Source organism: Ruegeria sp. CE9, assembly GCF_056537425.1.
The window spans coordinates 1-13,979 of record NZ_JBQFRO010000006.1 but is presented as its reverse complement, the minus strand read 5'-3'; the positions used below and the strand labels follow the sequence as shown (position 1 = coordinate 13,979).

Annotated in this window: 11 protein-coding genes; 6 read left to right on the top strand and 5 right to left on the bottom strand. The window is 58.3% G+C overall.

What is annotated here, in order from left to right; translation table 11 throughout:
• Positions 1 to 21: 21 nt before the first annotated feature.
• Both ACR0B3_RS12725 and pepN read right to left on the bottom strand, forming a co-directional pair.
• Entirely contained in the window at positions 22 to 450 is a 429-nt protein-coding gene (locus ACR0B3_RS12725; RefSeq protein ID WP_480809411.1) for a hypothetical protein, read from the bottom strand.
• Positions 447 to 2,999, bottom strand: coding sequence for an aminopeptidase N (gene pepN / locus ACR0B3_RS12720; protein WP_480809410.1), 2,553 nt, complete (start codon positions 2,997 to 2,999; stop codon positions 447 to 449). Before pepN ends, ACR0B3_RS12725 begins: the two co-directional genes overlap by 4 nt.
• 205 nt (positions 3,000 to 3,204) lie before the next feature.
• Between pepN and ACR0B3_RS12715 the strand changes: the two genes are divergently transcribed.
• The 4 genes from ACR0B3_RS12715 to ACR0B3_RS12700 all read left to right on the top strand — a co-directional run bounded on the left by ACR0B3_RS12715 (position 3,205) and on the right by ACR0B3_RS12700 (position 8,486).
• Positions 3,205 to 5,340 carry a malate synthase G gene (locus tag ACR0B3_RS12715; protein WP_480809409.1) on the top strand — a complete coding sequence of 712 codons (2,136 nt, stop codon included), beginning with the start codon at positions 3,205 to 3,207 and terminating at the stop codon, positions 5,338 to 5,340.
• A gap of 81 nt (positions 5,341 to 5,421) precedes the next feature.
• Entirely contained in the window at positions 5,422 to 5,847 is a 426-nt protein-coding gene (locus tag ACR0B3_RS12710) for a GlcG/HbpS family heme-binding protein (RefSeq protein ID WP_480809408.1), read from the top strand.
• 133 nt (positions 5,848 to 5,980) lie between these two features.
• Positions 5,981 to 6,760, top strand: coding sequence for a gamma-glutamyl-gamma-aminobutyrate hydrolase family protein (locus tag ACR0B3_RS12705; protein ID WP_480809407.1), 780 nt, complete (start codon positions 5,981 to 5,983; stop codon positions 6,758 to 6,760).
• Between the two features lie 403 nt (positions 6,761 to 7,163).
• Entirely contained in the window at positions 7,164 to 8,486 is a 1,323-nt protein-coding gene (locus ACR0B3_RS12700) for an autotransporter outer membrane beta-barrel domain-containing protein (RefSeq protein WP_480809406.1), read from the top strand.
• Between the two features lie 51 nt (positions 8,487 to 8,537).
• On the opposite strand, the gene ACR0B3_RS12695 is transcribed toward ACR0B3_RS12700, so the two are convergent.
• Complete coding sequence (locus tag ACR0B3_RS12695; protein ID WP_480809405.1) at positions 8,538 to 10,778, bottom strand: xanthine dehydrogenase family protein molybdopterin-binding subunit; 2,241 nt, start codon at positions 10,776 to 10,778, stop codon at positions 8,538 to 8,540.
• 3 nt (positions 10,779 to 10,781) lie between these two features.
• Positions 10,782 to 11,246, bottom strand: a complete 465-nt coding sequence (locus ACR0B3_RS12690) for a (2Fe-2S)-binding protein (RefSeq protein ID WP_480809404.1) — start codon at positions 11,244 to 11,246, stop codon at positions 10,782 to 10,784.
• A 99-nt stretch (positions 11,247 to 11,345) separates the two neighbouring features.
• On the opposite strand from ACR0B3_RS12690, the gene ACR0B3_RS12685 reads away from it, so the two are divergent.
• On the top strand, positions 11,346 to 11,924 hold the full coding sequence (locus ACR0B3_RS12685; protein WP_480809403.1) for a TetR/AcrR family transcriptional regulator: 579 nt from the start codon (positions 11,346 to 11,348) through the stop codon (positions 11,922 to 11,924).
• On the opposite strand, the gene kynU is transcribed toward ACR0B3_RS12685, so the two are convergent.
• Positions 11,917 to 13,110, bottom strand: a complete 1,194-nt coding sequence (kynU, locus tag ACR0B3_RS12680; protein WP_480809402.1) for a kynureninase — start codon at positions 13,108 to 13,110, stop codon at positions 11,917 to 11,919. The genes ACR0B3_RS12685 and kynU overlap by 8 nt on opposite strands.
• 196 nt (positions 13,111 to 13,306) lie before the next feature.
• Here kynU and ACR0B3_RS12675 point away from each other — a divergent pair, with 196 nt between their 5' ends.
• Entirely contained in the window at positions 13,307 to 13,756 is a 450-nt protein-coding gene (locus ACR0B3_RS12675; RefSeq protein ID WP_480809401.1) for a methyltransferase family protein, read from the top strand.
• The last annotated feature ends 223 nt before the right edge of the window (positions 13,757 to 13,979 follow it).

Below are 13,979 nucleotides of genomic sequence, written 5' to 3'. Positions count from 1 at the left end.
GCCCAGAATCGGGGAATCGTTTCAGAAAACTTTAAAATGATGGCGCTCAACGGCGAATCCGGCTTGATTCAGAATCTCTTCAAACTGTTTGTGCGGCGGAAGTGATTCATCAGGCAGACGCAGGCGTTTATCAGATTTCAGCACTGCAGATACACGCACTGAAAAGTCCCAGCGGGTGTCAAAGCGAAATCGGTCGATGTCCGACAACTCAATCTCGCCCTGACGTTTGCCCGTGTGCCAGCGCAGCGCTTTATCGGTCAGTTCCATTCCCGCGCTGGTATCTTTCAGAACATCCGCAAGTGCGGGCAGGGTTGGCAGGGCCAGTAAGGCCATCAGCCACCATGCGGCGTTCAGCAGGATAACCAGCCCGATCAAAAGGGCATAGACACAGATCAGAGTCATAACCGCACGCTGGGTGCGGTTCTGCCGGGTGAACGCAAACGGGGTCATGCGCCGAGGATGCGCGAGACCATTTCGGTCGTATCCCGCGACAGATTAGGGGTTTCGGCGATGCGGTTCAGCTGACTACGGATCAGCGCCTGACGATCTGTGTCATAGCGTTTCCATGTCTGAAATGCGCTGCACATCCGAGCAGTGGTTTGCGGGTTCACTGGATCAAGCCTGATCAACCAGTCAGCCAAAAGGGCATATCCTGCCCCATTCGCCTGATGGAACCCTGCATGGCTGCCTGCCAAAGACCCCATCAATGCGCGAAAGCGGTTGGGGTTTTTCCAATTGAAATCAGCATGCTCGGTCAACCGTCGCGTGGTCTCAACCGTATTTTCAGGCCCGGTCATCGCCACTTGCAGAGCAAACCATTTGTCCATCACCAGCCGGTCATGCTGCCATTGTTCATAGAATGCGGCCAACTCGGTTTCGCCTTTGCCTGCGCGCAGCAGACACGACAGGGCAGTCAGCTGCAGTGTCATGTTGTCGGCGCGCGCGTATTCCTCGGCCGCCTTGGAGCCGCCGTCCAGCCGCGAAGTCAGGGCAAGCGCCGCGCTGCCCAATGCCCGTTTGCCAGATTGCTCAGCATCCGGCTGGTAGGGCACGTCAACCAGTGTCTCGCTATGCAGTCGGGGCAGCAGGTCCTGTACATGCTGAGCGGTGGCCTGACGCAAGGTTTCAACCGCCCGCCAGATCGCCATAGGGTCGGGGGTGTTGCCCTTGTCATACAGCGCCGCCGCCAGCTCTGACTGCGTTGGCAGGCCCAGCATCAGCGCGCGATAGGCCGGGTCCAGTGCCTGATCGCGCAGAACTGCCAGCAACCCGTCGAGGTAATTGGCCTCAGGCGTCGCCTCATCCGTGATCATGCGCAGCAAGGTATCCTCGGCCAGCGACCGCCCCGCTTGCCAACGGTTGAACGGATCGGTGTCGTGGGCCAGCAAAAAGGCGCGCTCGGCGTTACTTGTTTCGTGCTCAAGGATCACGGGGGCCGAGAAATCGCGCAGGATCGAAGGCACGGGTTTGGCGGCAAGGCCTGTGAAAGTAAAGCTCTGCTGGGCTTCGGTCAGCTCAAACACTTCGGTCGCGCGCACCTCGTCCCCGTTAGCGCCAAGCAAGCCAACAGCGACGGGGATGACCTGAGGCAGCTTGTCATTCTGCCCCGGTGTCGGCTCGGTCCGTTGGTTGAGCGTCAGAGTGTAGGTTCCATCGGCCCAGTCTTCGGCGACCGAAACGCGCGGGGTGCCCGACTGGCTGTACCAGCGTTTGAACTGGCTCAGGTCGCGGCCCGTGGTGTCTTCGAATACTTTGAGCCAATCCTCGATCGTGCAGGCTTGCCCGTCGTGGCGGTCGAAATAGAGATCCAGCGCTTTGGAGTAGGCCTCATCCCCAACCAACCGTTTCAGCATCCCGATGACCTCGGCGCCTTTTTCATAGACGGTTGAGGTGTAGAAGTTATTGATTTCCTGAAAGCTTTCGGGCCGGACGGGGTGCGACAAGGGTCCGTTATCTTCGGGGAATTGTCGCGCGCGCAGATCTATCGCGTCGTGGATGCGTTTCACTGGGGCTGAGCGCATGTCCGAGGTGAACTGAGCGTCGCGGAATACAGTAAGGCCTTCTTTCAGGCACAGCTGGAACCAGTCGCGGCAGGTGATGCGGTTACCGGTCCAGTTGTGGAAATATTCATGGGCGATGATCGCTTCAATCCGCTCGAAATTCATATCGGTCGAGGTTTCGGGGCTGGCCAGAACGGCAGAGGAGTTGAAAATGTTCAGCCCCTTGTTCTCCATCGCGCCCATGTTGAAATCGTCGACGGCAACGATGTTGAAAACGTCCAGATCGTATTCACGGCCATAGACGTCCTCGTCCCATTTCATCGACTTTTTCAGGGCTTCCATCCCAAAGGCGCATTTGCCCTCATCTCCAGGTCGGACCCAGAGGTTCAATTCGACGCCGCGACCTGACATGGTGGTGAACTGACCGGGATGGGCGACCAACTCACCGGCCACCAGCGCGAACAGATAGGCAGGCTTAGGCCAGGGATCACTCCACTCAGCCCAGCCTTCGCCCATTCCCGATGGATTGCCATTCGACAGAAGCACTGGAAGGCCGCCGTTGATGCGCACGGTGAAGGTGGACATCACGTCAGGCCGGTCAGGGTAATAGGTGATTTTGCGGAACCCTTCGGCCTCGCACTGGGTGCAGTACATGCCATTCGACATATAAAGCCCTTCAAGCGCGGTGTTGTTGCCGGGATCGATCTCGACCACGGCCTCCCATACAAAAGGCCCATCAGGAACGGTGGCAGTCAGGCCTTCCGGCGTCACCTCAGGCGTGATCACGTTGCCATCAATCGCGGCACTGATCAGTTTCAAGTCTTCCCCGTGCAGGAAGAACGTACGGTCAGTGGCCTCGGGGTTCGGGCGGAACGCAATGCGAGAGGTGACCCGAGTTTCATGCGGGGCCAGATCAAAGGTCAGATGCACGCTGTCCACCAGATAGCCAAACGGGGTGTAGTCTATCAGATAGATCGTGGTGGGGGCAGCGTCGCGCATCGGGGGCCTCATAATCCGTGAGTCTGGCGCGACGTTAGGGGCTTCGCGCGGGTGCTGCAACCAACGCGCAAACGTTCAGGCCAATTTGAAACAGTTTCCCAATGGGCCAAAAGGCCGCGACCTAAGGGCATAAGTTGCCTATCGGAAACGAACGCCCTAATTGAAGGACGCATACCATCGCACACAATCGTAGGGGATTCGGAACATGAGCAGTAGACAGACCCGCAGCGGGCTGCAGATCGACCCGGTACTGGTGGACTTTATCGAACAGAAAGCCCTGCCGGGAACGGAAGTTTCTGCAGACCAGTTCTGGTCGGGTCTGGCGCGGCTGGTGAATGAGTTGGGGCCAAAAAACCGAGCATTGTTGGAGAAGCGCGCTGATATTCAAAGCCGGATCGATGGCTGGCATGCAGCGAGGCGGGGCCTGCCAATCGATGCAGGTGAATACCAGTCATTCCTGTGCGAAATCGGTTATCTGGTTGAAGAAGGCGACGATTTTGAGATCGAGACCGCCAATGTCGACCCCGAGATCGCTCTGACCCCAGGTCCGCAACTTGTTGTGCCGATCACCAATGCGCGCTTCGCACTGAACGCGGCGAATGCCCGCTGGGGCAGCTTATATGATGCACTTTATGGCACGGATGCGCTGGGCGATTTGCCGACCGGGAAAGCCTATGATACCGAACGTGGTGGGCGCGTCATAGCCTGGGCCAAGGCGTTTCTGGATCAGGCCGCACCGTTGGCCCAAGGGTCCTGGGCGGACGTGTCCGGGCTGAGCGTTCAGGATGGCGCGCTGATACCGGCTCTGGCGGATACGTCGCAGTTTGCCGGTTTCGGTGGAGCGGGTGAAAAGCCTGAGTTCGTATTGTTGCGCAACAATGGGATGCACATCCAGATCATGGTCGATGCGCATAGCGCGATCGGTGCAACCGATCCGGCGGGTATTGCCGATGTGCGCTTGGAGTCCGCGCTTTCAACGATCATGGATTGTGAGGATTCGGTTGCCTGTGTCGACGCGACCGACAAGGTGCAGGCCTATGGGAACTGGCTCGGCCTGATGGCCGGTGACTTGACCGAAGAGGTCACGAAAGGCGGTGCAACCTTCACCCGCAAGCTTGCAGAGGATCTGGTCTATTCAGCACCCGATGGGGCGCAGGCAGCGGTGAAAGGGCGCTCGCTGATGCTGGTGCGCAATGTGGGTCACCTGATGACCAACCCTGCCGTGCTGGACGCCGAAGGCCGTGAGATTGGTGAAGGGTTGATGGATGCGCTCTGCACGACGCTGATCGCTATGCATGACCTCAAGCGCGAGGGTGGAAACTCGGTCAAGGGTTCGGTCTATGTGGTGAAGCCCAAAATGCACGGCCCCGAGGAGGTCGCGTTCTCGGTCGAGATTTTCGACATGGTTGAAGACATTCTGGGCCTGCCGCGCAATACAGTAAAGCTGGGCATCATGGATGAAGAACGTCGCACCTCGGCCAACCTCAAGGAATGTATCCGCGCCGCAAAATCGCGCGTCGCCTTTATCAACACCGGGTTTCTGGATCGCACGGGGGATGAAATCCATACCTCGATGGAGGCCGGTCCGATGCTGCCCAAGGGCGACATCAAGGACACGCCATGGATCGCGTCTTATGAGGACCGCAATGTCGATATCGGTCTGGCGTGTGGCCTGAAGGGCAGGGCGCAGATTGGCAAAGGCATGTGGGCGATGCCGGATCGGATGCAAGACATGTTGGCGGCCAAGATCGGCCACCCCCAATCCGGCGCGACCTGCGCCTGGGTGCCGTCGCCCACCGCCGCGACCCTGCATGCCACGCATTACCACAAGGTCGACGTGCTGGCGCGCCAGGATGAGCTGGCCGCTGAAGGTGCACGGGGGACGTTAGATGACCTGTTGACCATTCCTCTGCTTGGTGGTCGCAATCTCAGCTCGGATGAGATCACTCGCGAGATCGAAAACAACGCACAGGGCATTCTGGGCTATGTGGTACGCTGGATCGATCAGGGGGTCGGTTGTTCGAAAGTGCCGGATATCAACGATATCGGTCTGATGGAGGATCGCGCGACCTGCAGGATCTCGTCTCAGGCATTGGCCAACTGGCTGCATCACGATCTAATCAGTCAAGAGCAGGTGATGGCCGCGCTGCAGAAAATGGCAGCTGTTGTGGATCGTCAGAATGAAGGTGATCCGACTTATAACCCGATGGCTCCGGGCTTTGACGGGATCGCGTTCCAGGCGGCTTGCGATCTGGTGTTCCGCGGACGGGTGCAGCCCTCGGGCTATACCGAGCCGGTTTTGCATGCGCGTCGGCTGGAGCTGAAGGCGAGCGTAAACTAGAGGCAGCGGCGGGAACGAGGGGGCTGTCTGCCCCCTCGCGCTCCCCAGAGGATATTTTTGACCAGATGAAAGGGATCGGGCATGGTAATTTCATTGCGTAAAGCACGGACTATCATTCGCAAAGCGCTGGAAAAAGGGCGCGAGATGGAACTTAAACCGCTCTCGGTTGTGGTGTTGGATTCCGGTGGGCATGTGATTGCGTTTGAACGCGAAGATGGCGCCGCGCCCGGACGTTTTGCAATTGCGCATGGCAAGGCTTACGGATCGGTGATGCTGGGCATGGCTGGCACGGCGCAGATGCAGCGGGCCGAAGGACAGGCTTATTTCATGGCGGCAGTGAACGGTATTTATGGTGGACAGGTTGTTCCGGTTCCCGGTGGTGTGCTGTTGCGCGACCGAAAGGGTGCGGTGATCGGAGCGGTTGGCGTAACCGGCGACACGTCAGATAACGACGCCCAGGCTGCGCTGGCGGGTATCGAAGCAGCTGGGTTGAACGGCGAGATTTAACGCCTTTGCAAACGGTGTCGCAGATGTGCACCGCTGAACAAGCGCTTGCGCTGCCATGCAGGGTCTGTGCCGTTGCGCGCGGCCAAGGCTGCCGATAGGTTTTGCAAGAGACGAGCGAAACAAGGGAAATGGAATGGCGCGCCCCGTCGTTGGAATTATCGGGAATTCTTATCTGATGAATGATCAGTACCCGACCCATGCGGGTGGGACGATGAATTCCGAGGCGGTTTCGAACGTCTCGGATTGTTTGCCGCTGCTGATCCCTGCCGATCCGCGCTATGTTTCGGTCGATGAGTTGCTAGAGGTCTGCGATGGTTTCTTGCTGACCGGTGGCCGACCCAATGTTCACCCTGAGGAATATGGCGAACCCGCTACCGAGGCGCATGGCGAATTCGACCGGGCGCGCGATGCGATCACCCTGCCTTTGGTACGGGCGTGTGCCGAGCGGGGGCAGCCGTTTTTCGGGATCTGCCGGGGATTTCAGGAAGTGAATGTGGCCTTAGGCGGCACGCTCTATCCTGAAATCCGCGATTTGCCTGGGCGTCAGAACCACCGGATGCCGCCTGACGGTACTTTGGAAGAGAAATTCGCCCTGCGTCATGTCGTGAGTCTGACCGAAGGCGGTGTATTTCACCGCCTGTTGGGTGCGGCCGAAGTGATGACCAATACGCTGCACGGGCAGGGGATCAAAACGCTGGGCGAGAATGTGGTGATCGATGGCCACGCGCCTGATGGCACGCCCGAGGCGATCTATGTCAAGGATGCGCCGGGCTTTACATTATCGGTCCAATGGCACCCTGAATGGGATGCGGCGAATGACCCGGTCTCGCGGCCGTTGTTCAAGGAATTTGGTCGCGCTGTATATGATTGGAAAAACGCGAAAACGGTCGGCGCGATCCGGCAGTCTGCTTAGCCACGCTGATCCGTCGATGGATCGTTCTAAGGTTTGCCAGCAACATTCGAATAAAAAGATAATTGGATATCTTTCCTGAACCGGGAATTTGCGCCGAGATACCCTTGGCAATATTCAAATCTGATTGGGTTCGGAGCAGTTCATGCGCATCTTTTCAGGAAAGTACCCTCGTGGTTTAAGAAAATTGGTTCCTGCGGCACTATGTTTGGTGATCTTGGGAACTGCAGGGCATGCGCAACAATGCAGCTCGGCCGGAGACCTGCTTTACATCGGGCGAACACCTGACTCTTCATCCTCATTGTGGTTATCGCAGACGGAAAGCGGTGCTTTTCGTCTGGAAGCTGCGCAGGGCAACACGTCCGTTGATACCTGGAGCCGTTCTCGGCCCGGAGTTCATCTAAGCTTGTCTCCCTTCGTATCTAATGGATCAGGGGGCGTTCATCGTCTGTTCAAACGCGGCGGGGCACCAAATGGGCGCGACTGTCTGATCGATACGCAAAACCAAAGAAGAGATTGGACGCTGCCTGGATGGGGCGGCGGCAATGGAGGAGGCGGCGGCGGCAACGGCGGCGGAGGAAACGGCGGTTCCGGTGGCGGCAATGGCGGCGGCGGAGGTTCGGGTGGATCAGGTGGTGGATTCGGGGGTGGCGGTGGCTTTGGTGGCGGCGGCGGTTCCGGTGGTGGTTTCGGGGGCGGCGGGTCAGGTGGAGCCGGCGGAGGGTCCGGCGGTGGCTCAGGAGGCTCGGGTGGAGGAGGCGGCGATGGAATTGGTGAGACCGACGAGAGCGGTCGGCCTGTCATCCCGACCTATGCAAATGGGCGATCCGCAGGTGTCGATCAAAGTTGCGTTGCGGATGCGACCGGTAAGCTAGACCCTGCCTTGTGTGATCCAGTTGCCATTGGCCCTCCGCTAACGGAAGGGCGCGAGTTTGGGCCAGCTTCTACATGGAATGTCTGGACCAATATTACCTATACCGACATTGAGGACAGCCGGGGCATCAGCGAACTTGACGTGAACGACAGCTTTTTCGAAATTGGAATTGACCGTCTTGTACGGGATAATCTGGTTTTGGGTTTGCAGCTTGAATACGAAAACACTCAGCTAGACGGCTTTGAGGGGCAGTTTTCTCAGGATACTTCGGGATTCGCGATCGGACCCTATTTCGCCTGGCGGATGTCTGAGAGGTGGGTTCTGAACGGTCTCGCCACGATCGGTCGCTTCTCGACAGACGTGGATGTGCTGGAGCTGAGCGGTGATTTTGATCGCACCCGCTGGCACGCGAATCTCGAAGCAATTGGACAATATGAGGCCGGGGCTTACTTAATTCGTCCGTCGATCTCTTATGATTACTATCATTATAGCGCCGAGGATTACGATCTCACCGGGACGTACCTGGGAAATCCAGCCGAGTTTATTGGTGAAATCCAAGAAGCAAAATACAGTGCCCTAACGCCCGAGGTTGAAGTAAGTCGCCCGTTCTTCAATGGCAGCTACGTCATCTCACCCTATGCATCGCTCAGCGCGACCTATTGGTTTGAACGCGAGAACTTAGGGGGTGGAACAGTTGCAAACACGGACAACGATGTTGTTTGGTCGACCCGCTTGGGCGTGAGAGGGCGCACAAGCGAGGCTGTTTTTCTGGAGGCTTCGATCGGCTATCTCGACATGTTCGAAAGTGATTTTGAAGCGACGGAAGCTGCAGTCTTTCTTTCTGTCAACTTCTGAGGCCATCAGGAAGAGCTCGCGCCGACCCAGAGCCGGGTCGGCGCAATTTGATCATACGAGCAAGTCGAACTGCTTGTTCAGTGGCAGGCTACGGGCGCGTTCGCCAGTCAGGTCAAACAGCGCGTTCCCCAGTGCAGGCATTGACGGGGGTGTCCCGGGTTCACCAACGCCGCCCAGATGTTTGTTGGTCTCCAGTATCCGGACTTCTGTGACTGGGGTGGTTTGCATCCGCAACGCATCATAATCTGGGAAGTTGTATTGTTCGACCTCGCCATCGGCAAAGGTGATTTCTTCCTGGACTGCTGCAGACAGCCCGTAGATCATTCCGCCGATCATCTGCGCCTCGACCGTTGCCGGGTCCAGGGCGAGGCCGACATCGCAGGCAATCCAGGCCTTGTTGATGCGGATGGTGCCGTCTTCGTCCACAACTTCGATGACCTGCGCGACCGGGGTCCCAAAGCTATAGGCCATTGCCACGCCGCGCCCCACGCCATCTGGGGTTTTGCCGGTCCAACCTGACATCTCTTTTACGGCCTCCAGACACCCCGCAGCCGGGGCGAATTCGGACCTTGCCAACTCCAATCGGAATTCAAGCGGATCGCGCCCTGCGGCATGGGCCATTTCATCCAGGAAGGTCTCGTGGAAGAAGGCATTGTGGCTGTTGCCGACCGATCGCCAGAAGCCAACCGGTACAGCAAGATCGGCGACGTGACCGCTCATGCGGTAGTTGGGCACGGCGTAGGGCTGATTGAAAAAGCCTTCGACCAGAACTTTGTCGGGGCCGCCGCCAGCAAATCCGGTCACACGTTCAACGGCCTGATGTGTCGGGGATTGCGAGGCGACTTTGCCGTCAATCAGGATAGCCTTGCCGTCTTTCACCGCCCCCCGCATCCGCGCCATAGCGCCGGGGCGGTAGAAATCGTGGCGCATATCCTCTTCACGGCTCCACGTCGTTTGAACCGGGGTGCCGGGCATCTCCATGGCGACCTTGGTGGCGATCTCGCCAAAATCCAGCTCGCCCCGGCGGCCAAAGCCACCGCCCAGATAGGTGGTGTGGATTTCGACTGCGTCGGTTTCCAGACCAGCGGTGTTGGCCGCGCGGATCTGGATCAGCGTTGGGGCCTGATGACCGCACCACATGTCCAGCTTGTTGCCGGAATAAAGAACAGTGGCGTTCATCGGTTCCATTGTGGCATGGGCCAGATATGGCACGGTGTATTCCGCTGTGATCTCGGTGGCACCTTCGGGAAGGGTTTCGACATCGCCGTCATCGCGCATGGTCGAGTTCGGCGCGTCATCAAACGCTTTGGCAATTTGCGCGAATATCGCATCACTTTCGGGCGGATAGGGGGCATCGCCCCAATCCACGTCGATCGCCTCGACCGCCTGCATGGCAAGCCAAGTGTTGTTGGCGATCACTGCGACACCCGTGCCCAGATCGACGATCTTTTCAACACCGGGCATGGTTTCGGCGCCACTTGCGTCAAAACCGTTCATTACACCGCCCAGCTTGGGGTTCATGCGGACCGAGGCGAATTTCAGACCCTCTGGCCGCACGTCGATGCCAAATTCGGCGGTGCCGGTGGATTTGCCCGGAATATCGACGCGGGGCAGGGATTTACCAATCAGACGCCATTCGGACGGATCGCGCAACGCAACCTCGGGCGGTTCGATCTGGCCTGCGGCCTCGGCCAGCTCGGTATAGGGAATGCGGGTGCCATCCGGGGCAACCACTGCGCCATTTTCGGTCTTGAGTTGGTCGCGTTTCACACCCAGTTGGTCCGCCGCGGCCTGTTTCAATGTCTCGCGTGCGGTGGCCCCGGCCATCCGCATCCGCTCGAACCCGTCTTTCATCGAGGTCGAACCCCCGGTGACTTGCAGGCTGAGCGTTCTGCCAAGAACGCCCAGAGCTTCGCCCAGGTTGTGCTGGAATTCCGAGATGTCGTAGCCCTTGCCCGGCAGGCTTTCCCCCATGAGGGCGTGGTTGTAATAGGCCGCCGCAGCCGGACCGTGCAAGACGCGGATATCGTCCAGTTCAACGTCCAACTCTTCGGCGATTAGCGCCGCCCAGGTTGTCATAACGCCCTGACCCATTTCTGCGCGTGGTGCGAACAGGGTCACGCCCTGCTGATCGATCAGAACAAAAGGGCTGAGCGCGGTTTCGCCGTCACGCGGTTTCAGCGGGTTGGCCGCGGGGCGGGTGACGTAATAGGCACCGAAGGCCACACCGCCGACGATGGCGGCTGAACCGATCAGGAAGGTGCGGCGCAGGATTTTACCGATGCTTGCCATGGATCAGGCCTCCTTCAGCTTGGATGCGGCGTCGTGGATCGCGGCGCGGATGCGAGGGTATGTGCCACAGCGGCACAGGTTGCCTTGCATCGCATCGTCGATATCCGCGTCAGTGGGGGTCGGGTTTTCGGCCAGCAGTGCTGCGGCCTGCATGATCTGGCCAGACTGACAATAACCGCATTGCGCCACCTGGTGGTCAACCCAGGCTTTCTGGATCGTGGCCATGGCGTCGGGTGTTCCCAGCCCTTCGATCGTGGTGACGTCGCCCCAGACATCCGAAAGCGTCACCTGGCAGGACCGTACGGCCTCGCCATCAATATGCACGGTGCACGCGCCGCAGGCTGCCACGCCGCAACCGAACTTGGTGCCGGTCAGTCCAACTTCATCACGCAGAACCCATAGCAGGGGTACATCATCAGGCAGATCAACCTGATGGGTCTTTCCGTTGATCTTAAGGGCCGTCGTCATGGCGCACCTCACTTAGCTTTGACTGGTCTCTGACATATTTAATGAAAAGTGTCAGGCTGTCAATTGACAAAATGAACAAAAACTGTCAGAGGTTTTGCCATGACGAGTGCACTAGAAGATTCCAAGACCTCCGCCATCCTGAATTCGGCCTTTCAGGCCTTTGCAACCTATGGATTTCGCAAGACATCGATGGATGACATTGCAAAGGGCGCAGGCATGTCCCGGCCAGCGGTGTATCTGCATTACAAGAATAAAGAGGCCATCGTTCGTGAATTGACCCAGTTCTATTACGGGGAAAAAACTGCTGCTGTGGCCGAGGCCCTGAAGGCGGCCGGACCTTTGCCCGAGATTCTCGCGCAGGCGATTCAGGCGCAGTCGCAAGGGATGGCTGAGATTCTGGCCTCGCCTCATGGGCTCGAGATGCTGGATGCCACGAAATCCATGTCAACCGATATCGTGCAGGAGGGCGAGGCTGAACTGACCCGCCTCTATGCCGATTGGCTACGCCGCGAGGATGCGGCAGGTCGTGCGCATTTGCCAGTTGGACCGGACGAGGCCGCGAAGACGATCACGACGTCGTTGAAGGGCATCAAGATGACGGCCTCCAGCGCGGAAGAGTTCGAACAAGGTATCTCGCAATTGGCTGCGCTGTTGGGCGCGGCGCTTGAGGTCAGGTGACGCGCAGTCGCACTTTGTATTCTTCTTTGTCCCAAAGCCGTTTGCCCATGATGTCCGCCAATATGTCGACGGCCTGACTAACATCACCCGCGTCGATGTAGAGCGGTGCAAATCCAAACCTCATGACATCGGGTGCACGGAAGTCACCTATGACGCCATGTGCGGCCAGCGCCTGCATGGCGGCATATCCTTCGGCAAACCGAAAACACACTTGGCTGCCTCGGAGGTTCGGATCGCGCGGGCTGGCCAATTCCAGTTCAGGGCAGGCGGCCTCGACGCTATCTATGAACAGTTCGGTTAACTCAATGGATTTGGCGCGTACATCTTCCATGCCGGCCAGGTCCCAAATATCCATCGCCGTTGAAAGAGCTGTCATCTGAATAATCGGAGGGGTGCCAACACGCATCCTCTCGATCCCGGAGCCTGGGCGATAATCCAGATCAAAGGCGAAAGGTGCTTCGTGACCAAGCCAACCAGACAGAGCTGGGCGAACCCGGTCGCGCAGATGCGGGGCGACATAGATGAATCCTGGCGCGCCGGGGCCGCCATTGAGATATTTATACGTACAGCCAATGGCAAAATCTGCCTTACACCCGGACAGGTCCACCGGAATCGCGCCGGCAGAGTGGGCCAGATCCCAGACTGTCACTACACCCTTCGCGTGGGCCAGTTCGGTCAGGGCTTTCATGTCATGCAGAAGACCGGTCTGATAACCCACTTCGGTCAGCATCAGCACCGCGACTTCTTCGGTGATGTGCGCCGCGACATCTTCGGGGTCGACAATACGCAGCTCGTAGTCGGGGCCCAATGAACGCAACAACCCGTCTGCCATATATAGGTCCGAGGGGAAGTTGCCGTTGTCGGACAAAACCACCTTGCGCCCGGAATTAAGTTCCAGCGCCGAGGCGAGCGCCTGATAGACCTTGATCGAAAGTGTATCGCCGACCATGACGCAACCGGGTTCCGCGCCAATCAACCGCGCGATGCGGTCGCCGAGCTCGGTCGGCAGGGCCATCCAGCCCGCCGCGTTCCAGCTCGTGCTTAGCATCTTGCCCCACTCGTTTTGCAACATCTCGCCAACGCGCGCGCCTGCTGCTTTTGGCATTGGGCCCAATGAGTTGCCATGCAGGTAAATAACGCCCTCGGGCAGGTGAAACATGGATTTGGTTTTGGCAAAATCGGTCATGGCGAGACTTTGTCTTTCTGAATTGGTCAGGTTGCAACTGGCTATCTGATCCCGTTGTGTCTGTCTATTGGTGCGGGTTATCCAGCGCCCTGGGCCGATGCGACACCCTGCGCTTTTGCCAATGTAGTCAGAAAACGATAGGAGAGCGATCAGAAGCGACATCTGCCACCCTATGTCGCCGCGCGAAGGGACTGCCATGCGCCTGATCGACACTCCACCTGTTTGGCTTGTGGGCTTTGCCGCGCTCGCTTGGATGCAGGCGCGCGCGTTGCCTTTGGGGTTGTCGTTGGACGGAGCAATCACGGATCTGCTGAGCGGTATTCTGATCGGAGGCGGTATTGTCTTGGTGATCATGGCCGTGGTCGAATTCCGCCGCCATCGCACGACGGTCATTCCGCATGAAACACCATCGGCAATAGTGCAATCGGGCATCTACAAGCGTAGCCGCAATCCGATTTATGCCGGTGATGTTCTGATCCTGACTGGGCTGATTCTGCGGTTTGACGCAGTGCTATCGCTGGTGCTGATCCCGATTTTCGTCTGGCTGCTTGAACGGCGCTTTATCATACCCGAGGAAGATCGGCTGCGCCGTACTTTCCGGGCCGATTTCGCTCGGTATGAGCGTAAAACGCGGCGGTGGATTTAAGGGTGTGCTTATCATGACACAGCGCCACAATTGCTGCGCTTGCGAAATAATCTTGCGCGAGATACATCTCTGCGTGACATTCTATGCTGATCACCCATCTGGCCTGAAACTAAAATTAGGGGGAACCGACTGGTGAAAATAGGAACGCCGAAGGAAACGTTTAAGGGCGAGAACCGGGTTGCGATGACGCCGGACTCGGCTTTGCAGCTGCAAAAACTGGGCT